Consider the following 26,360-nt stretch of genomic DNA (forward strand, 5'->3'; position numbering starts at 1 on the left):
TTAGATCAACCGCTATGACACATTATAGCTGCAAGTTAAGCTAAAATCGTACCCCATTCGGGGTATCTTTTGACAAAATCAGACAACCTGGCGCAAAGCGAGCCGGGCAAACAGCCCTTCCTGCCGCATGAGTTCCTCGTAGCTGCCCTGCTGCACGATCCGCCCCCTATCCATCACGACGATTCGGTCCGCGTGAACAATCGTACTGAGCCTATGGGCAATGACGATTCTCGTACTGTTCATGCCGCGCAGCATCTCCGTTATTTTCTCTTGAGACTTTTGGTCCAGTGCACTGGTAGCTTCGTCGAGAAGCACGATCCGCGGGTTATGAACAATGGAACGGGCGATCAGAATCCGCTGTTTCTGCCCCCCGGATAAGCTTCCTGCGCCTTCCGAAAGGACGGTGTGCATCCCCATGGGAAGCTGGCCAATTTCCTCGGCCATCCCAACCAATTCCGCTGCGTTCCAGGCGTCCTCTACCGTATACTCGCTGTTTTGGCCGATAATATTTTGCGCGATATCGCCGGCCCACAAGCGGCCGTTCTGCAGCACGACGCCGCATCGTCGCCGTACGGCCCGAAGGTCCAACCCGCTCAAATCCTTACCATCGAAATACACCGCACCCTGCTCCGGCTTTTCGAACCCGATGATCAGACGCAGCAGTGTGGATTTACCGCTGCCGGAAGCGCCGACAACAGCAACATATTCCCCAGGCTTGATGTGCAGCGATACATTGTCGAGTATCGGCGGGCCGTTCACGTCATAACGAAATGTAACCTCGCTCAGCTCAATGGCCCCTTTCAAATCCCCAGGATCCTCCCGTTTCGCTTCCGTCTCCGGCTGTTCCTTCATGAGCGGCTTGACCCGCTCGTACAGCGGCTTCAGCTCAAACAGCGGAATCGACGAAGCACAGAAGGCGATGACCGAACCGATCAAGGTCGCGTATGCGGCATGAAAGGCGGCGAAAGAGCCCGGATTCATCCGTATGTCCGTGGATGAAATCATCCAAAACAGCACAAGGCTCGATAAAAGCGGATATGCGCTGTTAACGACGATAAGCCGGTTGGCAGACTCGCGCAGCCGGTAACCATGGGCGCGCTGTGCGCTGAATGCTCTGCTCCACCGATTGAAAGCTCGCTGCTCGGCTGCGGCCACGCGCAGCTTGGGCAGATTGGCAAGCAACTGAACCAGCAATCCGCCTACCTTTCCTTCCTGCTCGGTTTTACGCTCGGTATGCTTCAGCAGCCGAATGCTAATCATAACGAAAAAAACCGTATAGACAGCCGTCAGCAGCACCGCCAGCCAAGCCAGTCTAGGCTGATACCAGAACAGCAATCCGAATTGCAGCGTGGAAAAAAGCGCAATCGTCATCCCGGATATGAGCCAGCCGGATAGTAAATGAAAGATGGCGCTCACTCCCCCGATGCGGCTGGCCAAGTCCCCGGCATTGTATCGGCGAAAAAAACCTACGGGCATATTCAGCAGCCGATCCCAGGTCGCACTGTGAAGCGATGTTTCCCACGTCCCTAACAACCGAAGCCAAGCCATGGATTGCGTAACCCGGAAACCGAATCCGGCAAAGGCTATGCACATCAGCAGCACCATGACCTGAAACAGCTGGCCGGGCTCTGCCGATGGGAGAATGCGGTCAATGATCATTCCGGTTGCAGCAGGTAAGATGAGGCCTATCAAACCGAGGCTTAACCCTGATGCCAACCCCCACGACATATCCTTCTTCGCTCTGGGTGTAAGCAGAAAACTTGCGATGTCTTTGGGCATCAAGGAACGATAAGGCAACGGGCGGTACAGCTCATAGGCGAACGGACGCAATTGCAATGCAAGGCTCTCCGTGACGTTGACCGGCTTCTCCCCTGCCTCGCTCCTCATCTCATAGGAGTTCCCGGCGACCGGCAGCAGCGCCGCCGGCATGCCGTCCTCGCGGAAGGCGAGCAGCGGTCCGTTGTCTTCGCGCCACCACCCTGAGCGGAGCGCGACCTTACGAGTGCGAATGCCGGCCTCACGGAACAAGTCCTCCGCACTGCGGCCCTTCTCCCACCGTTTCGGTATTATTAGCTCAATGCCAATGTATTCGCAAACCGAGCGAACGCAGAAGAGCAGCGGATCGCGATGATCCGTTTCATCTTCCATCGACCGGATGCCATTCTTATCGGCAACCGCCGAAAAACGGCTTACCGCTTCCTCCATGTTGAGTTCATCCTGCTTCAGCCGCTTCGCGATCCTGATCTTTTCTTCCTTCTCCTCGTTATGCAGTTGGTGAAGCAGTTTCCGTACCGTGAGCCGGTGAAAGAAATGCAGCGATTCGGACAAGCCGTTTTGCATCAGCAGCGTTTGGGTATTCACGGTGTGCAGGCGATTGCCTTTGGGGGAATACGCCCATACGGAGCGCATGAGCGGCACGTATACCCCTGGCGGCACCGAAGGCAAGCCGCTATCCTGCCACAAACCGGGTAGACCGTCTTGGGCGCTAACCCAGACCACCTGAGCTTCCGAGGTGAATACCGCCGGCTCCCAGACGACAATATCGGACAGGGGCTCCACCTGCTGGGCTTTCACAGGCGCCGCTTCGGCTGCGGCAGCTGAGCTCAGGCGAAGAAGCCATTCGTTCAGCAAATCCGCCGCCTGAAGCTGGTCGAGCCCCCCGTCATATCCCATAGCATCGGTAAGGTTCTCGAAACGGCGGCTCGCCAACACGGTATCCGGCATCACTTCGGCAATCCAGCCAAACTCGCCTTCCTCGGTCTGCGGAAGATCAAACCAAATTTGCCCCGACTCCACCGTCAGAACATACGATTTCGTGCCTGCTGCTTTGCCTTCGTCGATTTTGACCGTATAAAGGTCCACCGATCCTTGCTCGATGTAATGCATGAATAATGAAGAAGACTCCGGCAGCATAAACGAGGTCCTTAATCGGTAATGTCGCCGTTCTCCGGCGTCATTAATCCCGCCTGGGTTCATGAAGCCTCACTCCTCTCCGACGCATGGAACAGCTCCCGATAAGATCCGTCGCGTTGAATTAATTCCTCGTGGGTACCCGACTCAACGAGCTTCCCCCGATCCAGCACGACGATGCGGTCGCAATCCCGAATCGCGCTTAACCGATGGGCAATGATGATACAGGTGCAGCCTCTTTTGCGAATATTCGAATAGATAGCGGCCTCTATTTCCGGATCCAAAGCGCTGGTCGCCTCATCCAGTATGAGAATGGACGGCTGCTGCGCGAGCGCTCTGGCAATTTCCAGCCGCTGAGCCTGTCCTCCGCTGAAATTTCGGCCGCCTTCCTCAAGCAGATGGTCATATCCGCCGGGCCTTGCTGCAATAACCTCATGAATGCAGCTGTCCTTAGCCGCTTGAACGACGACCTTATCAGGTATCGTTTGATCCCACAACGTGAGGTTGTCACGTATGCTTCCTTCGAAAAGCCTTATATCCTGATCGACCAGCGATACGGAATTGACCAAAACATGACGGGGCAACTCGGATCTCAGCCGACCGTCGAATTCAACGGTTCCGTTCCATGGCTGGTATAATCCCGAGATGAGCTTCGACAACGTCGACTTGCCGCTGCCGGATCCGCCGACGATAGCAACTGTAGTGCCGGGAAGGATTTCTAAGGTAACCTGTTCAATAAGCGGAGGATCGAGCGGGCTATAACCGAACGTAACATCCCGAACCGCAAGTGTCCCGGACAGCTTGGGCGGCAGCTTTTGAAGCTCCTTCTCCCCGCCGGATTCCGCTGCAGCGGAATGAGCCGCATCGGCAGGATGCTTAAGCACATCGTCAAGCCGGGATAAATGCCCCCGCATCTCCTGCACCTCCCCGCCCATCGACACCAGATTGTTAACCGGTGTAAGGAACCCGGCGGTAAAGCCAAGGAAAGCGAGCAGCATCCCGACCGTAAACGAACCGTTCAGTACGAGAAATCCGCCGATCACGAGAATGACAACATGATTCAACTGCTCAAGAAGTACAGGAATCGCCGACAAGTACTGATTGGATACGCCCAGCATTTGCTCCGTCCTCGTCATGTTGGCTTGATGTCCAGCCCAGCGCGCGAAAAAGTCCGACTCCCGGCCGCTGGCCTTAAGGGATTCCATATTGATAAGTCCGGCTATGGAAGCCCCCCAGAGCTTCCCCTGATCCATCTGCAGCTTCTGATTCCGATCCGCCTGTTTGCGCGATACATAAAGCAAATAAGCCACGTTAAGTCCGGCGACCAGCAAGGCGGCCAGCGCTAATCTGTCATCGTAAAGCACCATGAAGGTGAAATAAAATCCTATCAATAGTGTATCGATAACGGCACCGGCAAGCTTCTCCGTCATAAAATGTGCGATCCTGTCGTTCGCTTGCGCTCTTCCCGCGATTTCCCCTACAAACCGCTGCGCAAAGAAACCGACGGGCAATTTCAGGATGTGCCAGACGAAAGCAGCCGAAAGGCTGAGGGAAAATTTCGTTTCCAGTCTCAGCAGCGTATACTGTCTTAGATAGGTCAATAGCAAACGGAGAATCAAGGTAACGAGCATGCCCAGAAGCAGTGCACCCATCCATTCCATCTGTCCGGCCAGCAGCATCCGGTCTACGAACAATTTCAGGAACAGCGGGATGATCACGCCCGTACCCGCCAACGCGAGACCGGCGATAAAGAGGTAGACCATTTCCATTTCGTACCCCTTCATCCGTTGAATCAAGGACGAGTTCACCGAAAATGGGCGCCCTTCCCGAACGAACGAATCGCCCGGTACCATGGTTAGCACGACTCCCGTAAATGAGCTTTCGAACTCCTCAAGGCTTGCCGAGTATGGTCCATGAGCAGGGTCATTCAGAAACACTTTGCTGCCGGAGAAGCCCTCCACCACCAGAAAATGATTGAAGTTCCAGTGAATGATAAACGGAGGTTTCAAAGACTTGAGGCTTTCAGGCTCCTTCTTGTATCCTTTGGCTTCCATGCCGTATTTTCGAGCCGCTTTTAATATATTGCTCGCTTTGCTGCCGTCTCTGGACACCCCACAGTCATACCGGAGCGTCTCTATCGGGATATGGCGCCCGTAATAAGCGAGAATGATCGCGAGCGAAACCGCACCGCATTCGACCGCTTCCATCTGGAGAAGCGTCGGAGTAAACGCACGGGTACCGAATCGAATCTTGGATAATAACGACGCCTTCACTTCGAGATCACCTCTTTGCGCAATTAAGCTTCTCGCCGAAGCTCTGACGATGAACAATGATGCTTCTAGAAAATCCAGTCGATCGGATGAGCTTTGCCAACGATAAAATCAACAGAGATCAGCATTCCCGTCCGCAGTGTTAATCTCGGCTCCGCACGCTGGGCGGTCCAGCGCAAGCCGGTCGGGTGCGTGCGATCCTTTTGTAAAACAACCCGGACCTCCAACAGGGGACCGGATTCCATAAATTTCGCGGCAAGCTCGCGATTCCCAATCGTCTGCTCCATATCGTCCAGCCCGGCGGGGACCTGCGATATGGCTGCGACCTCGCCGAATATGGCTCCGTTCGCATTGGCGTGGTCGCGGTTCGGCCATACCCTTGCAGGTACGCCTGCCTTCAGACTCTTGCCCTGCTCTACGGGAACGTAAACGATAGCCTCGAACTTGTCTGTGGCGCCCTCCGCTTCCAGCGTAAATAGCGGCTGGCCGGGCTCGATCCATTGCCCAAGCTGCACGTGAACTTTCAGCACCCTGCCATTTTGCATGCTAACGACTTTCGATTTGAGAAGCAGTCGCTGTGCACTGTCGGGAGAAGCTTCCCGCGTATTGGCTTCAGGCCACGAAGGATCGAAGATCCGCGCAACCGCTTCGCCTCGAAGTACGGTGTCGCCGGGTTTGACCCCTATATCCGTGACTTGTCCCGCGGAGGTATGTACAACAGTGACTAAGCCGTCGTGCAGCCGGAATACTCCGCTTCCGCTCATCTTCACGGTAACCGTTCCGACCGCCGCCCACGTAAAAAATGCGGCAAGCAGCATGAAAACGGACAGAAGTGCTATCCAATGCCTTGGGCGGGCGATGGTCATCAGCACATCCAGCTTCTCGGGTGAGGACATTTTCTCCAAGGAGGACTGCCGGAAAATAGCCGGTTTCATCGCGTGACTCCCTCCGTTCGTCCTGATTTCGGTGTTAATGAAAGTATGTGTACGAGCTTTCCGCTGTCAGCCGCGTTGCCTGTGTTGAATTCGTAGCGGCGCATCGCTCCCTCCCAAATGCCGCTCCCAATAAGCGTCTCATACATACGGGCGGGTTCTGCCGAACCGGCCAGACCCGCGGATAAGGCCATCAGCCGGACAGCATCATATGCAGCCGCGGCTTGACGGCTAGGCGCAGTGCCGTAGGCATTGCGGTACCTCTCGACAAAAGCCGCCGTTTGTACCCTTGACGCATTGACGTCGAAGTCGGTAAAACCGTACACTTCGCCTTCATACGCCGAAAGAAATTCCACGCCTCGGACCGACGGTCCGACGATAAGCGGAAATTTCGCATTTGCTAAGCGGATGTCGGCGCCGATCGCGCCGGTCATAGCCCCGCTGCCGTCGTAAACAACCACAGCTTCCGTCCCCAGAAGCTTCCAACGGTCCCAAGATGCGGTCAGAGCCGACTGAGCGGCAATTCGGATCAACCTGTCCACCACTGCGATCCCCTTCCGATCAGCCGCTTTCTCGAGCGACGCCGCGAACTGCTTGCCGCAATCGCTATCTTCGTAATAAATAACGATTTTGCCATAGCCTTGTCGAGAAAGCAGTTCCGTCACTTCCTTAGCATAAACGTCCGGCGTTGGGGTGAGCGCGATAGTGTTCTTCGAGGCCGCTTCGGCTCCATCCAGGATGAAGGCAGGTATGCTTTGCGAACCCCCGAAATCCTGATCTGCTGCGGAGATTGCGAACACAGGGGGCAGGGCATCTCCCGGCCCCGTTTCCCTCCCGCCCCGGTAATCCGGCATCAGCTCCAGAGACGGTGAAGCGGAGCGCAGCCTCGAGTCCGCCACTGCCAGCTCAACTCCTTGCTTAATGGAGGCTGCTATGATTTCATCTTTTGGGAGGTTTACAGCAAACGGCACCTGAAGCACCTCATCGCTGCCAACCTTCATAGCCGGCATGGACGATGACGCCGACATTTCGGACCCTTGCGGGACCCAGTGCCATAACGGAACCGTGAGCAGGACCGCCAAGCAGGCGGGAATGATTTTAAGAACAACGGACAGATTCCGCTCCCCTTTCGCGAACAGTCCGCCGAACTGACATTGTGAAGCGAGCACAGCTATCACTGCCGTTTGAGCCGGACTCGCCCCTGCTTCGACGGAGCCGGCGCCGATACAAATTAACCCTGCAAAGATGGCCATCATAGGGGGAATAAACCGGCTAAGAAGCAAAACGACGGCAAACAGCGTAAGAAGGGCAACTACTGCCGTCATATGCTCGTTTACCCACGCGGCGGTCAGTCGCTGTATACCGACGCCTTCATACATGGCGGCCGCTCCCCCCAGCAAGGCAAAAACGATAAACGGCTCATATCTGACTTCTCCGGCGGTTTCTTTGCCGAGCAGTCCGCAAGCGGCGAATGCTAGCACCATAAGCAGGCTGACGACCAGCAGACTGACGCCAAGCCAAGGCGCCAATGCCATAGCCATACTGCCGCCAAGCATAATGATCAAAGCGATCGTTTCCTTGATCGACCAACTGCCCATAATCGATAGTTGAGCTGTCATGATGGAATGGTCGGGCGCCGCGAGTTTCTCCTCCCGCCTCAGGAACATAATGACCACATTGGACAAAACCATTATCGCTGCAACAGGCAATACGGCCACCATCCACTGCATAAAGCCATTATCGTTCGCAAGAGAGGCGGGAAGGATTGCCAATGCAAACCAGCACAAGATGGATGATTGTATAAACAAAATGGAATACGCATCCGAACGACAACTTTCCCTATCCTTTAGCTGCAAACATGCGAATGCTTCGTTTCGCAGCCTGGAGGAAGGAAGCAGCAGCACCGATAACACGGACATTAGCTCTATGATGGCTCCAAACCGCATGCCTTTTCCCTGAAAAAACAAAGCTGCCCTTAGCAGCAGACGCTGCACGACTCCGGTTCGGTAAACCGCTTGCGCGGACATCGCTAGCGCCAATGCCGTGATCAACCGGGAACCGACGGAAGCGGCGGCTCCACTATCGAACTCGATACCCGGCATCAACACGGCTGCGGCCGCGATGAACGCGGACGCTAGCGGCAGTGAAGCCAGCCTGCAAGCCACGAGCAGAAAGGAGGTTAAGGAAATTGCCCCGATAACGCATACCGCTACAGGTTGGCTGCCTGCTTGCATCACATAATAACAAAGCGCGCCGGAAAGAAGAGAAACCGTCATACTCAGCGCCCGGTAAAGAGGCGACCGCCGATTTTCCTGAGCGGTATGAATACCTCCCGACTGCTCGGCTTGACGCGAGATCGTCCCTGTTGCCCCTATACCCTCGGACACCATCGTTTCGGTTACCACGGGAGTATCGTGCGACAATTCATCTGATCTCGATTGCCGGTTCACCTGAGCGAGACGTTTGGCAAGTATGCCGGCAAATTGAACGGCAAGCGCGTTGTACCCGTACAAAATCCGGTCGAATGATTCCTTGTACAGCTTGAGTACGACCAGGTCGCTCTCGGCCATTGCGGACGCCGAACGCGGATCTCCCGTGAGCAAAGCCATTTCACCGAAGTATTCTTTCTCCCCTAAGATCGCAAGTGTCGATTCGCTTGCACCCGATCCCAAATATATTCGGGCCTTGCCTTGCATAATGATGTACAAGGAATCGCCGAACTCGCCCTCCTCGAATAGTAAATCCCCTTTGCTGTAGCTGAGTTGGGTAAATTCTTGCAGCAGCGTTGCCTTGTGTACCCGATCCAAACCTTCAAACAGCGGTATATCCAGAAATGTTAGTTTATTCATTTGCGTAGCCCCTTCCATGCACCGCCTGCACGCATGATTCCCTAACAAATGAAAAAGCCGAAGCATGTCCAGCACGCATTCCGGCTCTTCCTTTTTGTTTTTTCACTTTAGTGCTCATATGTATAATTATAAGCTTGCTTCAGAACATGTATATACCCCATTTGGGGTATATCGCTTGGGGTATTATTTCTACGGTGCAAGACCTAGAAGATCAGGCCGTACATGCGTCCCGTCTCTACGGCCTGCATTCTTTTGTTAACGCCTAATTTGCCGTAAATATTTCGAATATGAACCTTCACCGTTTCCGCCGCAATAATAAGCCTGACCGCGATCTCCTTGTTGGAAAGACCGGCAGCCATGAGTTCCAGCACTTCCAATTCGCGGGCGGTCAGTGAAGAATCAGTGGGCAATCCGTCTTGCAGAAGCGGCGCCGACAGCTTTCGCTCTTGCGCAGGGACAAGCCGAGTGGCATAAAACAACTGCATGGCTACCATTTTAAGCGTACCAATCCGTTCTATGGAGAAGGCATTTATAAACAGATGATTTTCCATATATAGCAAGATCGTGTCTTCTTCATTCGTCGGGATCGGACAACACATAACCGCCCGCAGCCCGGTCCGTTTAACATAATCCGTATTCGCATAACTTCCCGCCGCAGCCGCCTCCCCCAAGCAGGTTACCGACCTGCTTGCCGCTGTCTCCTGAATAATCTCAGCGCTGGCCCCTGTGTAATGCTCCAATGGGACCGGGGCGGATTCAATGGACCAGCTGTGATCGGCCGTCAATGCCGCGGCCAACTCCACGGTGAACCGGCCTTGTCGAAGGGAAACCCAACACCCTCTCGACGCGCCGGCTTGTTCCAGCAGGAGCAGCATCAGCAAGCGAACCCGCTCATGAGGGTCACCCACTGACGCAAAAATTTGCGATGCCTTGAATACGGCCGCAAGATCCAGCATCTGTGAACAACCGCTGTCGGAGAACGGCGTAACCCCGTTCTGTCTGATCGGCGTAGAGCTGATAGCTGCAACCGAATCCAGCAATTGAGCCGGTACCGGAACAACGTCTGAAGATTGGGATAACGTGACGATCTTCCCGTTTCCTTCATCTTCAGGACTCCAGGCCGGCTTATCGCAAAGGCCGAGCTCGAATTCCTTCAGCTCCTCCTGTTTCTCCAGTTGGTCCAAACACCGCTGCAAATCGGCCTTTAACCCCGCTGCGCTCTGGTAGCGGTCTTCGGGGGTTTTGGCGAGGAGCTTGGAAACGATGGCACCGATCGGCCTCGATACGCCATACGTGTCCGACAGCGCCGGAGGCTGCTTGGCAATATGGGCATGGGCCCATTCAAGCGGCTCCCGAGCCTGAAAGGGCAGTTGCCCCGCAAGCATCTCGTAGAACGTAACACCGAGGGAATATAGATCCGTTCGGCCGTCCAACTGCCGGCCAACCCCAGTGACGCGTTCGGGTGCCATATAAGGAGGATACCCTTCCAGCCTCGTCGCATGGAGCGATTGCCGGATCGGCACCGCATCGCTGAAACCCGTGAGACACACCTGCATCGACTCCGGCACCAACAGAATCGTATCCGGCCGCAGGTTCATGTGCAGCAGCTCTTGCCGATGCAGCTCCTCCACAATTTCGACAGTTCTTACAGCAATCTTCAAGAAATAGAGCGGTTCAATCGGACCTGAAGCCATATATTGACGCAGCACAATCCCGTTGATGATGTCAAACAGCAGCACCATCGAACCTCCCTGCCGGAGCAAGGTATGCGGTTTAAGCACCCCCTCCATTTGCAGTAGAGAAAGCGTTTCGTACTCATGAATCAGCTTCGCGTTCTCAATCATGGCGCGGGGCCCTTCCTTCACCATTTTCCACAAAACGACGCGGGATAACTCTTCCGAATACGCATAACAAATCCATATATTATCATCTTCGTAAACCAGATGGAGGAAGCGGTAACCAGGGGTTATAATCATGAAGAATCTCCTTTGATGCCATTGTTTCCTTCATTATAGCAAAAGCTTCATGACCCTTTAATTAAAAATTGGATCCTGGATTGGCAACCGTGACCGTATTAAGGCCATAGCCTACGATGTTTCCACTGCCCATCAACCCAGTAATATTGAATCCGGGTATGCTTTCTATGAATATCTCCTTGCCAAAATTCCGCCTCCCAAACGTTCATCGCATACAGCCTCCAATTGAGGGTTGTTATTTCCGGAGTTCGTTTTATCCTTTCCCTCTGCCTAGCAAGTGAATACTCCAGCTCCTCCTCATTTTCAAGCTCCTGACTCTGATTTCCCATTAGCGCAACAGCTCGGGCTTCCACCGACCGCTCCTTGAAATCGGCAGCACCGGCCTCATCTCCCAAATCCTCGACCGTCCCCCGCAAACGGATCTGCCTGCCCAGAATAGGCCAATAGAATGTTAACGACGCTTTCGGATTCCGTTTCAGCTGCTGCCCCTTTCGGCTCTCGGAACTTGAAGCGAAGTAAAATTTATCGCCGACCACATTTTTCAATATCAATACACGGGCATCCGGGCAGCCTTCGGCATCAATGGTAGAAAGGGTCATCGCATGAGGTTCTTTCACACCGTTTTCGATTGCCAGGTTCAACCACCGCAAGAACAATTCCCCCGGATTTTCCGGCAGCTGTTTTACATCAAATGAAAGGAAAGGACCGGACAACGATTTTAAATTTCTCAGCAGTTGCTTTGGGCTGGTCATATCGATCATCCTCTCGATATTTTTGGTTCGTTCAGCGCTGGTGTGCTGGTCTTTTTGAATTTTACTTTTTGATTTTATTGTAGTAGATATAAATTTATAATAATAATATATATTTCTGGCCAAATCATATACTAAATATATGAATCAAGGAGGATCATATGAATCTGCATGCATTGCGCTTATTCCACGTGATAGCTTCCACAGGAAGCGTGACCCGCGCTTCAGAATTATTGAATATTAGTCAGCCTGCTATTACTGCGCAGATGAAGAAGTTTGAAAAAGAATTGTCTCTTTCTCTTATTAAACCTCGAGGAAGAGGGATTGCACTAACGGATGCGGGCGAAAAGCTTTCATTACTCGCCGACAGACTTTTTGCGGCAGAACGGCAAATCGAGCAATTCTGTCAAGAGTACCGCGATGGTACGAATGGACATATTCGAATCGCGGCGACGTATTTGCCCGCTCATTTTCTTCTCCCGACCTGGATTGGAAAATTCAAACGGCAATATGAGCAAGTAGAAATGACTATTACGACAACCAATTCAAGCGATGCCTTGAAGCAGCTTTTGAATATGGAAGTTGATTTAGCTATTTATGGCGGCTTGCCGGAAAAATATCCGAATTCGATTTTGGCGGAAGAATTGTTTCGGGACGAATTATGGTTTGTTGTCGCACCAAGTCACGGATTTGCGAATCGGCAAGTTACATTATCCGAGATGATGCAGGTGCCTTTTGTGATGCGCGAGGTTGGAAGTTCAACGAGAGAAAGATTACTGGCATTATGCCGAACATACAGTGCACCTTCCCCGAGAATTACCCTGCAATTCAACGGTTTGCATGAAGCGATAACAGCAGTCATTGCCGGATATGGAGCAAACTTCATTTCTTCCCTGGTTGTGCGTGAATATGTTGAGCGCGGCGAATTATCTCGCGTTTATGTCGAAGGTGTACACTTACAAAATACAATCGCCGTATGTACACGAAAAGATGAACCATTACCTGCGGTCGTCACGAATTTCTTGAAGTTGATTCAGGAGGGCGCCTAGGTGTTGCAAACAGTTTTAAAAAAAATAGCACCTTTACAGGTGCTGTTACCAATCAGCCATTACAATAATTCGATATACCCTTCCGTTCCATGCACGCGAATTCGTTGCCCGTCTTTAATCAGCCTGGTAGCATTCTCCACTCCGACAACGGCCGGCAAGCCATATTCTCGTGCGATTACGGCTCCATGGGTCATCAGTCCGCCCACTTCGGTGACAAGGCCTTTTATGGATACAAACAATGGTGTCCAGCCTGGGTCAGTAAAGGAGGTGACTAATATATCTCCATCTTCCAGATCGGCATTTTCCATGTTTAAAATGACTCGCGCTCTTCCTTCTATCACTCCGGAAGAAACAGGCAGACCAACAATAGCTTCGGCGGGGAGGTTTTCCCGCTTGTACTTGCCTGCAATGATTTCACCGTCAGACGTGATAACACGCGGAGGCGTTAGCTTTTCATATAATTTGTACTCGTCTTTTCGTCTGCCGATGACTTGGTAGTCCAGTTTATTTGTGCACACGGCTTCGTGAAGTTCTTCAAAAGTGAGATAGTAGATATCTTCTTTATCATGAATAACGCCCGCTTGTACGAGTCGCTCGGCTTCTTTCATTAAAACCTGCTTATAAACGAAGTAACGATGAATCATCGCGTATTTGGGATATTCCCGATAACCGGCCAGATTCCGGATGAGATCGATCATTCGTTTCGTTTCTTTCGCTTTTTGCTCGCCATCCGGCAATTGCCTCAATCGATGCAATAACTCTTGTTCTTTTTTCAAAGCTTCCTGCCGCCCCTGCTCAAATTTCCGATTGCTTTCATTAGGCTCAAAGTTTTTGATATTACCCAGAATCGTCGGGACCAGTGTCATCGGCTTTTCACTCCAGCGGGTTCTGGTAATATCGATTTCTCCGGCACATCGCATTCCGTATTTGCGCAGAAAGGCATAGATAGCTTCCGCAGCTTCCTGTCCGCCATCCAGCTTAACCAGTTCATCCAAATAGTGATCATCTTTTACATGCTGCAAATAATCAATCACTTCCGGAAATGGACGAATCACATCTGCGACATCTAACAGCGCCCGACCCATTTCCGAAGTAATATTGTTTGGTACCGATTGAGAAAGCGTGTCTGCCGCGTTTTTTTCACCCAACCATTTGTTCATGTTTTCATTGATCCATGTTGAAGCATTCATCGCAGTCATAATTACACCAAAGCTTTGCGGATCAGATAAGCTTTTCTTTAATTGCTGGATATCTTCCAGAATAAAATCAAACAGATCCGCCCCTGATTTCGTCTGGATGTTTTGTTTTAACCCTTCTATCGATGTTTGACTACGCTCAATCAAATCGGAAACGATGGTCGGATCGTAGTCGATTAATGTTTGATAATCCGCTGGCGGCCTACCTTTATTGCTTTTAACCGGGCTTACTTCTTTTTCATCATTCGGTAACTCTTTGATAAAATCTCCTCGCTCCAATACGGTCATGAGTGCGTCTTTTATGAGCGGATCGGATTGTCCCAGTGTATTTAATATCGTTTCTCTGCCGGCAGGTGAAGCCAGCATCGGTGCAACATCAACAAACAACCTTCCACCGGCTACACGCATGGATGCAGGAGTCGTTAACAGCCAAAAAGACAATCCCAATGGTTTCATGGGGTCTGTCATCATTTGTTGGTGACCGACGGATAAATAAACGTGATTTTCCTGATCGTTAGCCTCCGGGATCGGGTATAAAGTCGTGATCGGCCGGCTCTGGACAACATAAAATGTATGATCAGCCAAGCACCACTCGATATCTTGCGGCTGGCCGAAATAAGCTTCGATCTGCCTTCCGATGCGTGCCAGCTGTAAAATTTGCTCGTTAGCAAGCGTTTGAATATTTTGCTGATCGGGATCGAGCTGCCGGGTCTCTGTTCCTCCTTCTTTTCGTCCGTAGATTGCCAATTTTTTGGTTGCGATCCTTTTCTCGACGATTTCCCCATCGCGAACTTTATAACAATCGGCAGATACCAGGCCGGAGACCAGTGCTTCTCCTAGTCCAAAACCGGCATCGATGGACAGCAGCTTTCGGTTGGAGGTCACAGGATCAGCGGTGAATAAAATCCCTGAAGCCTGCGGGAAAACCATCTTTTGAACGATCACGGACAAATAAACTTGGCTGTGGTCAAATCCATTTTGCATACGGTAAATGATCGCGCGGTCCGTAAACAGGGAAGCCCAGCATTTGCTGATATGCTGCAGGATCGCTTCTTTGCCAATGATGTTTAAATAGGTGTCTTGTTGACCGGCAAAGGAAGCATGCGGCAAATCCTCAGCAGTCGCACTGGAACGCACGGCATAAGCCTGTTCCTCGCCAAACCGGGAGAGATAATGGGCCACTGCTGTCACAACATCGGAAGGAATTTCTGCTTCCGCAATGAGTTGTCGGATCTTCCTGCTGATTTCACCAATTTGAACTTGATCTTCCACTTTCAGCATGTTTAGTCTACCCAACAAAGCATGATACGTTTCGTTTTGTTTGATGGCCTTTTGGTATCCCAGTGTCGTAACACAAAAACCTTCCGGTACTTGTATTCCTTCGATTTTCGATAATTCCCCTAAATTTAACCCTTTTCCGCCAACGAGCAAAAGCTGCGTTTGTTCCATTTCCTGAAAACCGAGAACCAAAGAACTCATTCAAATCTCTCCTCACCATTAAATTGAGAAAAAACATTTGACAAGAGCTTACCGGCATGGTACACTTAAAGTGTAAGATGCACTAATTATGTCCATGTAATAAACAAAGATGTAATCTGATTATATCATCATGTCTGTTTATATGCAATTATAAGAACCTGACGAAAATACCCAGGTTCTTTTTTTCATTTTCCGCATCTGAACTCCGTTACTGCCTAGTTCCCCGGCAGTCCTATCCTTTACCATCTCAATTCCCATTACTTTTCATAACTATAAATTCATTACTTTTCATAACCATAATTTGACACCAATCGACCTCCCGGTTGATGTATATTATCTCTGTAACTATCCTATTAAATGGAGTGAGTGATATGGAGAAAAAAGTTTATTCCAAACCTCTAGTTTGCTCTCATGAACAGATTTCTTTCGAAACATTGCTTTCGTGCAAACCACCGAATATTCCAGGCCAAACCTTACCGGATGGCACACCTGTATGTCTGCGTCCGGACGGTACATGGTTCCCCAGATAAAAAATCAAAAGCCCTTCGGGTTCATTTACCCGCAGGGCTTATTGCTTTCAGCGAGACATATCCGAAGATTTACGATCCTGGACAGTTATATTGAATGTCAGGACTGCTCATCTCCCCCCAGGAAATATGAATGTAATCCAGGTTTTGTTCAGCCAGCACATCAACGAAATGAAGTGTATCGGCCATGGTGATCCGGATTACTTGCTGATTCGATTTAAAAATTGTTTGGGTGTAAACCCCGTACTTTGCTTAAAGACTTTAAAAAAGTAATTATAGTTGGAAAACCCGACCTTTTGATAAATCTCTGTGACCCTTCGATTCCCGGCTTCCATCATTTGCAGCGATCTCTTGATCCGAACCCCGTTCAAATATTCGATGAACGGGATGCCCGTCTCCTCCCGAAAAATTCTGCTCAAATACGATGCGGTAATTCCTGCATGGTCCGCCACCTCTTCCAAAGATACGGGCCGCTGATAATGATCGGAAGCATATCGGATCGCGGCTCGAACGTGCACCGAATAATGACCGTCTCGATGATCCTCCTTTAATTGGCCCAGCAATAGGGCGAATAATTTGACCACCCTTTCCGTCATTTCCTCCCAATCGTATTGCAGTGCCGGTTCGAGCAGGAGTTGCCGTGACGTTTCCGCGATCTGCAGCTGCGTTACCCCTAATTTGCGACCGATTTTTCCTGCCAAGCCTATAAGCTCGCGGACGACGAACCCCCTCGACGAATTGTTCCGCACGCCTGAAAATATGCTGCGCAGCAGCTGTTCCACGTAAGCCTCATTGCACTGTTCGACGGCCCCCAGCAGCTCCTTCTCCTGTTGAATCGATAACGCGCACTCCGACATGTCCGAGGTTGCCCGGTGCCCCGCCAAGTAAGCCCGTATCCCTACATCCTTCTCCAAAGGGAGGCGCGCTTTTTGATAGGAGGCGGCAATGGCTTGCAAATCCGAAAATACCGAACTGAAGCCCGGCAATATTCGCAAATTTGTCGCTAATCGCACGGAATGCTCGATTCTTTGGGTTACCGTCTTCAGCGTGCTGAGGATCTGATGCTCACTGCGCACTTTTTCCGGAAAGGCCAGAAGCAAAATAAAGGCCCCTTGCTCCAGAGGAGCAACGATTCCGGCTGTAAATTCGCCGATGCTTTGCTGGCATAAATCGGTCACCGATCGCAGCAGGCGATTTTTTCCAAGATCCGTTTCCATTTCTTCTATCAGCATATAATTCGCAACTTGCAGTGCGGCAACGACAAGCCGAGGATTCGCACCTACATTGCTTGAAAAATAATGGCTGAGGTGAAGGAGTGTCGTCTCCCTGTTCTCGTCAATCCCCATTAGCAAGTCGCGCAGATCGTTCCGAATAGCTGAGAGCCGGATCACATTCCAACTGGCCGTACGGCGGGATTCTTCGCTCTTGATCAACTCCTCTTCCGTAATGGCGCCGGCTACCCGCAGCAGCACTTCGATGAGGCGGTCAGCATTCATCCGATGCTTGAGCAAATAATCGACAGCACCGTTCTTAAGCGTTTCCCGGACATAGTCGTAATTGTCATGACTGCTCAGCACGATGATTTTGATCTCCGGGTGCGAGCGCGCGATCTCTTTACATAATTGAACGCCGTCCATCCCGGGCATATGAATATCCAAAATGATGATATGAGGCTGCCGCTCGCGGATAAGTTCCAACGCGGCCAGGCCATTTGCAGCTTCCCCGCATATGGCGAATCCGTTTCTCTCCCAGTCGAGCAAAGTTCGTAAATCATTCCTGACCAGCAGCTCGTCGTCGACGATCATCACGTTGTACATGGTCGTCCTCGTCCCCTTTCGAAAGCGGCAGCGTCAATTCCATGACGGTAAATAAATCGGGCTGGCTAAAAATTTCAATTCCATACGATTCTCCGTACACCATTCGTATCCGTTCATGTACGTTATGAATGCCTATGCCGCTGAAGCTTCCGCTTTTCGCCGGCCCTCCCTTTTTCTGAAGCAGCTTTTCGATTTGCTCTTCGTGCATTCCCTTCCCGTTATCCCTAACCTCCAGCTTCATCAGAGAGCCTTCCCTAAACACGCGGACAGATACGATACCTCCCTGCTGCATGTGACCGATTCCGTGCAGCAGCGCATTTTCGACGATCGGCTGCAAAATAAACTTTAAAATTTTGCAATTCAAAATTTCGGGCTCTGCCTGAATACTATACGAGAACTCATTCATATATTTATAAGTTTGTATCGTCATATAGCTGCGCACATAGTCCAATTCTTCGCGAAGCGTTACAAATTCCTTCGTGTTGCCGAGAACGCCGCGCAGCAAATCGATCAACGACGCCGTTACCTCGGAAATATTGTCCGCTTGGCGAATGTTGGCCATGTATTTGATCGTATTAAGCGTATTATAAAGAAAATGCGGACGAATTTGCGCTTGCAGGGCTGCAAGCTCCGCATCCCGTTTTTGCTTCTCTTGAAGCTTGTTGTCTTCGATTAATTGCTTCAGCTGCAGGATCATGCTTTCAAATACTTCCTTCAGCTCGCCGACTTCGTCCTGTGAGGTAATTTTGGAAGGTATCAATAAATTTCCTTTCTTCACCCATAACATCGTGTTGCGAAGTCTTTTCAAGTTTTTTGTGATTTGAGAAGATAACGCAATGGAGACTAACAGAACAATAATAAAAATGAGGAGCACACCTTCAATAATTTGATTACGGAGCTTTGCCACGCCTTGTATCAAATTATGTTCGGGAATCGTCGCAATCGTAGTCCAGCCGGTGGTGATCGAGTTGTAGCTGACAATCAAGTTTAATTCCTTCTGCAGTATTTTTTCTTCGAGATAACTTGACGTAAGCGCTTTTTGATAAATAGATTCTAAAAAAGTCCCATTTACATTATCGTATGGAAAACTGGAAGACGAGTTATAGATGAATTGACCGTTCGAATCGATTACATAAACGAAGCCGCCTTGCGATGTTTTAATATCATAGGCATGTTCGATTACGTTATAATCGATATCGATCATTACTACCCCAATCACCTGCCGATTGTAACGAATCGATCTTCCAAAAGTGATGGTATCCGCCTGACCTGTCTCGCCGGCTGTTTGCTTGATCAGCACCTTCTGGCCGTCAGCATTGATGATTTTATCGATAAGCGGCCGGTTTAACAGCGATTTATCCATGTAGGGAGTGCCGGTATAGACGATTTTTCCGTTTTCCCCTACGACAGCAATTCGTTTAATGAAGGATTTGTAGGCGATCAGGGACTGTAAAAAATCCTCCGTCCGCTTTCTCTCCAAAAACCAATCATAGCTCACTTCATAATTCGGGCTTAACAACTCATCAATGACATTCGGTTTATTCGTAACGATAACCGAACCGATGTGGTCGACATCTTCAAAAAAGACGTTTAAATTTTTATCCGCATGTCTGAGGCTGTCAAGAACGTACCCCTTGGTATTCTGCTTCAAATTATCGATAAAATTCTGATACATCAAAGTACCGATCATAGTCAGTGAAAACAGCACAACCCCGTTGAAGGCAAGAAAGATTTTGGCTTGTATGCTCCTCTTGAAATTGAAGCATCTGAACAGCATATTCAATAGATTTTGTTTGTTCATTGACGTTACCGGTCTCGCCTCATCAGGCTGAAGCTTTGTGCCGTCGGTCCGATATCCGGCTGCGAAGCGAGGAACAACGCCAGCGGCGCCACATCCTGCGGCTCTTTGATCCATTCTCCGATGGCGGCAAACCTTCCCTTGGGCGTTCCTTCGTCAGGACGATTGACGATACCGCTCATCTCGGTGACGACAGGTCCGGGTATCAGCTCGTTGACGCTGATGTTAAAGGGCTTCAGCTCCTGGGCGAGCACCCGGGTCAGCATCCAAAGGCCCGCTTTCGAGCATGAGTAGGCCGAATCCCCTACGTTGCCTCTGTATCCCAAGCCGGAGCCGATCGTAATGATTTTGCCGGCGCCCCGCGCTTTTAAATGAGGGATGGCGGATTTGACGGTATAATAGGAACCGATCAAATTGACCTGCACCGTCCGCTCCCAAGCGGCCGGGTCGCTCTCTTCCACCGGATCTCCGGTCAAATTCGCTCCCGCGTTGACAACGACAATGTCCAGCCCGCCGAAAGCTTCAGTGGCGGCGGCAAACACGCTTTCCATCGCGGAAAGCTCGCAGACATCGGCGGCGATCGCCAAAGCTTGCCCGCCGCGTGCCGCAATCATCGCGGCCGTTTCGTCGATTTCCGACCGGGTGCGGGCAACACAGCAGACGGAGGCCCCCGCTTCTGCGTAAGCCAAAGCGATAGCCCGGCCAATGCCGCGCCCTGCTCCCGTAATCACGGCCGCCCTCCCCTTCAGTTCTTCTCCCATTTCTCCCGCCTCCCAGCCTTCAAAGGATATCCCTTGTCTATCCGAGCCTCTTTGAAGAAGAGCCCACCGCCGTCACGATGGGCACCTGCCATTATTGTAAACGCTTGCCCAGGGGTTACACAATACAAGATTACGGTTTTGCTATGATGAGGCTGTCAATCCAGGGGCCGCCATTTCCGTTTGTCTCGAGCTTGATGGTATTGGTTCCGGCATTTAATGTGACAGTCTGCGTGGAGCGGGTATAATTCCAATAATGGTCTCCCCAGTTATCCGTTCCGTTTCCTGTCGAGATAAAACCCAGGGCATTGTTGACCGCCACTCCGTTCACGGTAAGCTTCAAAGTTGTGGATGTGGATGTATCGTTGGTGTACCGGAACAACAGGTTGTAAGTCCCTGCAGCTGCAGCGGTGACGGTAAACTGGATGGAGTCTCCGGAATTGTTAACAAATTTCACATAGCCGGTACCCGAAAAACCATTAAAGTCGCTTTCGGCAGTAAACGTCGTTTTCACTGCCCCGGAAACCGTCGCATCCTCTGCTTGATAACGATCAGTCGGGTTATCCCCGGACGGAATGGCCAAAATCGTATTTGGACCTTCGGGAACCCCAAAATTGGGAGTATTGCCGTTCCAGATGACTTTTTGTATTCGGAGGCTGCGAATACCGGAGGAATTGTTTCCATGGAATATAAACCAATCTTCCGTTCCATCGGTTGACTTGAACCAACCGTTATGACCGGGAGCCGTTATGCCGTTTGCCGCTTGGAAAACAGGTCCCGTCTTTGTCCATGAAGAGGCGTCCAGCAAATTGCCGCTTGCGCTGGCTGTAAGCAGCCCCATGGAGTATGCTGAATTCTGACTTCCCGAGTAGCTGATATAAACATTGCCGTTCTTAACGAGCGCGCTGGGACCTTCACACACCCCCACACCGGTAGCTCTTTCCCATGACTGGGTTGGCGCAGCGATCAGTGTGCGGGCAGAGTTGATCGTATACGGGTTGCTCATGGAAGCAATATAAATATGCTGATCGTGATTGGAGCCGTTCCACCCCGACCATGTAATGTAATATTGCCCGTTCACCTGAAATACATTGCTGTCCAGCGCAAACTCATCCGTGGAATCCGTGACCTTTCCGACATATGTCCATGTTCCCGTAAAGGGGTCCGGGGAAGTATTCTTCAAAACATAGTTTCTTCTCGTGCCCGATCCGTTGCTTCCCAGCAAAGAGGAGTAGTAGATATACCATACTCCGTCAAATTGCCTGATTTCAGGCGCCCAGATATCATGTTCGTTGCTGGGGAAACGGTACACGGTTTTTTGATCGCCATACATGATGTTAACCATGGACTTGGCCCTTCTTAAGACAATTTGCTTTCTTCCTTCGGTCTGAATCAAATAATAATTGCCGTCACTTGCCCTAAACACATCGGGATCTGCGGATCTGTGATATTTGATCGGGTTCGTAAATGTGGGCTGAATGCTTGCTTGCACCTGGGACGGATCTTGAACCGGCCCGAAACTTGCAAGGCATAACAAAGCGATAAGTACCAACGATACTCTTTTCAACATTTGTTGAACCTCCATATATATAGATCGGTTACCGCCATCTAATATGGCGCTTCGCCCGTTCATCGCGAAGATACGCTTACAGGCCCTGGCGTTTCATTTCCAATACATAAACGGAATGCGCGTTCAGGCGGCAGGACATACGGCCTTCCCCGGACCTCAGCTTTGTTTCGCGGCAGATCATTTGATCCGGCGTGAACACCGAGTTGATCGCTTCGTAATCGTCCCCGCTCATTTCCCACATCGTCACATCGGGACTCATGTTAAAGGCATCGACGGATATCTCCGCCTGAACGGGCTCAAGCCCCCGGTTGACCGCAAACAGCGTCAAAGTATCTCCCGACTCGCTCAGGCAGGTTACGACATCCAATACGGGCAGTTCGTCAAGTTTTGCGCCAAATGGATTGTTCTTGGCCGTAACGCTGAACGTGCCGCAAATTACATTGCTCGCTACCGTGCGGGCAATGTCGCGGTTCGCGTAAAGCTTCATGACGTGATACGTCGGCGTGCCGTATACGGTCAGGCTTTTCCCGCTCCAGCCCGGCAGCTTTCCGCGGTATTGATCGGCATAATGATCGCCTACGCGGATGCAGCCGCCCAGCCAGCCGTTGACCAGATCGGAATAGCTGCCGATTTCAATCATCGATGCCTGACGAATATACTCGTTGAGATTGGCTGCATTGGCTACCGCCGATTCGAGCGTATGCTCCATCGGGAGACCTTTGCGGATCGTGTTCGGATAATACATGGTGTTGTATTCCGTAATGGCCAGCTTCACATGCCGGTGCTTGTCATGGCTGCGGATCAGTTCGGACGCTTCGTTTACGATGTGCCGCGTGATTTCAGGGAAGGAGACCATCGCCTCATACCGTTCTTTCTTCGGCGTATTCGGATCAATCCCGACCGTGGGGAAGCCGTGATAAATATGGAGGGTCAAATAGTCCATATATTCTCCGGCAATATCCAGCACTGTCTTGATCCATTCGCTGTTCACTTCTCCGCAGGCCATCAGGATAATGTTGGGATCGGTCGCCTTCATCGCTTTAGCAAAGCTTAGATAGCGGTGCGCATATTGTTCCGCCGAGCAGTGGCCAACCTGCCATGGGCCGTAAATTTCATTGCCGATCTCCCAATATTTTACACCGTAAGGAAGCTCGTAGCCGTTCTTGATCCGTAAAGCGCCGAATGCCGTATGCTCATTGCCGTTGCAGTATTCCAACCATTGCACGGCTTCCTCCGGCGTACCGGAACCTGCATTGACGCAAATGAGCGGCTCCGTGGACGTAGCGCGGCAGAACGCCAAAAATTCATCGGTTCCGAAATATTTGTTCGTCCAGCCTCCCCATGCTTCGTTGATCATATTCGGCCGCTCCAAATCCGGACCGATCGCATGCTCGAAATGATAGGCGCTGATATAGTTACCTGCAATCCGCATCATGCCCGGATTCAGCGCGCGAGTCATGTCCACGACTTCCTTCTTGACGATACCGACGCTATCGGTCGGAAGCATGGAAACATGATCGAGCCAAACGATGCCGGAAGCCGTGGAATCTTTCCATGAAGCCCCTTCCGAGGAAAAACTCAGCCGAAATTCCGCCTGCTCCGCCGAAGCGGCGGGTGTGAATGCAAACGAATACTCCCGCCAATTATGGCTCGTGAGCTCCACATCGGCATAACAGAGTATATTGTCCGTATGCGGAATGGCGATTTCGCAGCGAAGCCGGCGGATCTCAAGTGCCGCCCGAGCCACCATCCGCACCTTGTATTCGACATTCCCCTTTACGGAAATGCGTTGACCGATGCCCGCCATACACTGGTCGGCGCTGAACAGCCGGATCTTCTGGCTGTGGCCGGAATGCCGGGGAGCCGCAGGCTCCAAGGCGAATTGGGTGTTTTTCCCGTTTGTAATCGGATACCAGCCGGAGGAGACGCCGTTCACCGCTTCATCCTCGAAATCCATGTCCTTAAGCACGAATGCCAGCATCGCATCCATATGGTCGCGGATATCCTCCACAAAATGGCCGAAGATATAAGGGTTAATCCTGCCCGGAAGGATGGATGCGGCATCAATTTGAACGGTTGCTTTTGAATTCATATTTAACAGGCCTCCTAATGTCTCGAAAGTAGCAGTATATTTATGCTAATAACTTCCGCATGAATAATTCCGTCAATTCGCGCTGCAGTCTGCACAGATGAGCCGCATGAGCCGGATCGTCAATGACGTTATCAAACTCATGTGGGTCCTGCCGCAGATCGAGCAGCTCGGCGAAGCGCTCGTCCGGCTTGTTTACCTGAACGTATTTCATCTCTCCGTCGCTGATGGCCGCAAAGCCCTCCCCTTCGCAAAACACGTAAGGATGCCCGCCTTGCGCGACGATGTCTTTCAAATCGAACCCGTCGGAAGGCACTGGCGGAAGCTGCGCAGCTTTTAAGCAGGTCGGCATAATGTCGGTGAGCATCACCTTTTCGTTTACGCGGACTCCTGCGCTCTCGCCGGGATATCGGGCCAGCAGAGGTACGTTCCAAACATCCTCATATGCGCAGTTGTACTTCCCCCATATCCCGTGATGACCCAACATTTCCCCGTGATCCGCGGTAAAAATAAGGAGTGTATTGTCCCCAAGCTTTTTTTTGACGGCGGCCAGAATGCGCCCTATCCATTCGTCGATCTGCACAATATTGGCGTAATAATTCCGCGTCAGCCTTCTCCAATATTCGTCGGTGTAGTTTTTGCAAGCCCGATCCGGAGCAGCGGCAGACCCGTCGATGCGTCCCGGACCGTGATAGCTCGTATGATGGATTCGGGAGGCATCGTCAAATTCGCCTTGCTTCACTTCCCGCTTTCGGGCGAGGTCCATATTCACATGTCCATAGTACTCGGCCGGCGCGTCAAACGGATAATGCGGCCCGCTAAACGAAACCCATGCAAATAGCGGATCTTCTTTATCGTACGAGGAAATGTATTCCTCCGCTTTCCGTCCTACCCAGCTGTCGGGATGCCATTCTTTAGGCAGCGGAGACGGATAAACCTTTTGCGTCGCTTTATCCCATGCGGCAGCCCTATAAGCCTCCAACAGTCCCTGATCTTCCAACTCCACGCTGTAATCGTCATAATGCCATGCGGAAACAAGCTTTCCGTCCTGCAAATATAAATCGTCCATGCCGAGACTCCGGTAATACCGGCGGTGCTCCTCATACGGCAATGTTCGGTCCTTTCTCGTCTCTCCGTAGTTCACGGGAATGAAGTGGCACTTTCCAAAGACGGACGTGCGGTAACCTCCCCGCTTCAATTCCGAGAACAACGTCGGGACGCCCTCGTCCAACCGGCATTCGCGGAAATTGCTGTAAGCTCCATTGTTGTGGGGCAGCCGTCCGGTAACGATGGCGCAGCGGGAAGGCAGACACCATGGGCTGCTCGTATACGCTCTGTCGAACATCAGCGACTCGCCTGCCAATTCATCGAGATTCGGCGTGCGGATCGCTTCGTTCCCGTAGCAGCTCAAGCTGTCCTTTCGCAATTCATCAGCCGTAATGAGAACAATATGGGGGCGGTTCATAAGATTAGCTCAGCTCCTTATCCGCTTATCCTTTAATTGAGCCGATCATAACGCCTTGGACAAAATGGCGTTGAACAAACGGGTAAATCAGCAGAACGGGGACACTGGCGACGATAATCAAAGCATACTTCATGCTCTCGGCAAGCAGCAGCTTCTCCGTCATTCCGAAGGAATCGCCCATAAAGCCGGTCTGGTTCATGATAAGAATTTGCCGAAGGATGAGCTGTAAAGGATACATTTCTTGTTTGTCTAGATAGATCAGTGCGTTAAAGAAAGCGTTCCAGTGACCGACCGTATAAAACAGGACTATCACCGCGATCATCGGCTTCGATAATGGAAGAATGATGCGGAGGAGCATACCGGAGTTGGAACAGCCGTCGATGGTGGCAGCCTCCTGCAGCTCCCAGGGAATGCCGGTTTGAAAATACGTGCGCATGACGATTAAATGATACGTCGCGATGGCGTTCGGGATCACCAAGGCCCATACGGTATGGACCATGTGCAAACTTTTTACGAGCAAATAAGTTGGAATCAGCCCTCCATTAAAAAACATAGTGAAGGTGATGATAAACATGAAAACATTTCTTCCGGGCAGATCTTTCCTCGACAATGGATATGCGGCCAGACACGTCAGCAGCATATTGATGCATGTACCGAGAAGCGTATACAAGATCGTATTGCGATAGCCGCTCCAAACATCTTTGTACTGCAATATCTCATGGTAAGCCTGAAACGTAAACCCCTTTGGCCACAGCCACATCGAACCGTTCATCACCAGGGCAGGATCGCTGAACGAGGCGCTTACGATAAAGATCAACGGATATAAAATGATCAGTACAACCAATGTCGATACCGCGTAGATGACGATATCGAACCCGCGCTCATCCCGAATTTTGCCAGCAGAAGCGATTTTCACGCCGTTTTGC

At 51.1% G+C, this 26,360-nt stretch carries 15 protein-coding genes; 1 reads left to right on the forward strand and 14 read right to left on the reverse strand.

Going from position 1 to position 26,360, the window contains the following annotated elements; translation table 11 throughout:
- Positions 1-78 precede the first annotated feature (78 nt).
- The 6 genes from MYS68_RS11365 to MYS68_RS11390 all read right to left on the reverse strand — a co-directional run bounded on the left by MYS68_RS11365 (position 79) and on the right by MYS68_RS11390 (position 11,689).
- Positions 79-2,976, reverse strand: a complete 2,898-nt coding sequence (locus tag MYS68_RS11365; protein WP_248925950.1) for an NHLP bacteriocin export ABC transporter permease/ATPase subunit — start codon at positions 2,974-2,976, stop codon at positions 79-81.
- On the reverse strand, positions 2,973-5,183 hold the full coding sequence (locus tag MYS68_RS11370; RefSeq protein WP_248925951.1) for an NHLP family bacteriocin export ABC transporter peptidase/permease/ATPase subunit: 2,211 nt from the start codon (positions 5,181-5,183) through the stop codon (positions 2,973-2,975). Before MYS68_RS11370 ends, MYS68_RS11365 begins: the two co-directional genes overlap by 4 nt.
- Before the next feature lie 65 nt (positions 5,184-5,248).
- Positions 5,249-6,115, reverse strand: coding sequence for an HlyD family efflux transporter periplasmic adaptor subunit (locus MYS68_RS11375; protein ID WP_248925952.1), 867 nt, complete (start codon positions 6,113-6,115; stop codon positions 5,249-5,251).
- Positions 6,112-8,961, reverse strand: coding sequence for a cyclic nucleotide-binding domain-containing protein (locus MYS68_RS11380; RefSeq protein ID WP_248925953.1), 2,850 nt, complete (start codon positions 8,959-8,961; stop codon positions 6,112-6,114). The genes MYS68_RS11375 and MYS68_RS11380 overlap by 4 nt, the downstream gene beginning before the upstream one ends.
- Positions 8,962-9,164: 203 nt before the next feature.
- Positions 9,165-10,937 (reverse strand): serine/threonine-protein kinase, encoded by a 1,773-nt coding sequence (locus MYS68_RS11385; RefSeq protein WP_248925954.1) that lies wholly within the window; start codon positions 10,935-10,937, stop codon positions 9,165-9,167.
- 98 nt (positions 10,938-11,035) lie between these two features.
- Entirely contained in the window at positions 11,036-11,689 is a 654-nt protein-coding gene (locus tag MYS68_RS11390; RefSeq protein ID WP_248925955.1) for a pyridoxine/pyridoxamine 5'-phosphate oxidase, read from the reverse strand.
- Between the two features lie 158 nt (positions 11,690-11,847).
- Between MYS68_RS11390 and MYS68_RS11395 the strand changes: the two genes are divergently transcribed.
- Complete coding sequence (locus tag MYS68_RS11395) at positions 11,848-12,735, forward strand: LysR family transcriptional regulator (RefSeq protein WP_248925956.1); 888 nt, start codon at positions 11,848-11,850, stop codon at positions 12,733-12,735.
- 59 nt (positions 12,736-12,794) lie between these two features.
- Here the strand turns inward: MYS68_RS11395 and ppsA are convergent, their stop codons facing one another.
- The 8 genes from ppsA to MYS68_RS11435 all read right to left on the reverse strand — a co-directional run bounded on the left by ppsA (position 12,795) and on the right by MYS68_RS11435 (position 26,344).
- A complete protein-coding gene (gene ppsA / locus MYS68_RS11400) occupies positions 12,795-15,410 on the reverse strand; it encodes a phosphoenolpyruvate synthase (RefSeq protein ID WP_248925957.1) in 2,616 nt (871 codons plus the stop codon).
- 727 nt (positions 15,411-16,137) lie between these two features.
- On the reverse strand, positions 16,138-17,754 hold the full coding sequence (locus MYS68_RS11405; RefSeq protein ID WP_248925958.1) for a response regulator transcription factor: 1,617 nt from the start codon (positions 17,752-17,754) through the stop codon (positions 16,138-16,140).
- Positions 17,708-19,429 (reverse strand): cache domain-containing sensor histidine kinase, encoded by a 1,722-nt coding sequence (locus MYS68_RS11410; protein ID WP_248925959.1) that lies wholly within the window; start codon positions 19,427-19,429, stop codon positions 17,708-17,710. The genes MYS68_RS11405 and MYS68_RS11410 overlap by 47 nt, the downstream gene beginning before the upstream one ends.
- Before the next feature lie 131 nt (positions 19,430-19,560).
- Complete coding sequence (locus tag MYS68_RS11415; protein WP_248925960.1) at positions 19,561-20,313, reverse strand: SDR family NAD(P)-dependent oxidoreductase; 753 nt, start codon at positions 20,311-20,313, stop codon at positions 19,561-19,563.
- A gap of 130 nt (positions 20,314-20,443) precedes the next feature.
- Entirely contained in the window at positions 20,444-21,880 is a 1,437-nt protein-coding gene (locus MYS68_RS11420) for a family 43 glycosylhydrolase (protein ID WP_248925961.1), read from the reverse strand.
- 76 nt (positions 21,881-21,956) lie between these two features.
- On the reverse strand, positions 21,957-23,972 hold the full coding sequence (locus tag MYS68_RS11425) for an alpha-L-arabinofuranosidase C-terminal domain-containing protein (RefSeq protein ID WP_248925962.1): 2,016 nt from the start codon (positions 23,970-23,972) through the stop codon (positions 21,957-21,959).
- A gap of 40 nt (positions 23,973-24,012) precedes the next feature.
- On the reverse strand, positions 24,013-25,434 hold the full coding sequence (locus MYS68_RS11430; RefSeq protein ID WP_248925963.1) for a sulfatase family protein: 1,422 nt from the start codon (positions 25,432-25,434) through the stop codon (positions 24,013-24,015).
- Positions 25,435-25,459: 25 nt separating this feature from the next.
- The gene (locus MYS68_RS11435) at positions 25,460-26,344 is read right to left on the reverse strand and encodes a carbohydrate ABC transporter permease (RefSeq protein WP_420852213.1); all 885 of its coding nucleotides are present in this window, start codon (positions 26,342-26,344) and stop codon (positions 25,460-25,462) included.
- Positions 26,345-26,360 lie beyond the last annotated feature (16 nt).

The sequence above is a fragment of the Paenibacillus hamazuiensis genome (assembly GCF_023276405.1).
GTDB classification, from domain to species: domain Bacteria; phylum Bacillota; class Bacilli; order Paenibacillales; family NBRC-103111; genus Paenibacillus_AF; species Paenibacillus_AF hamazuiensis.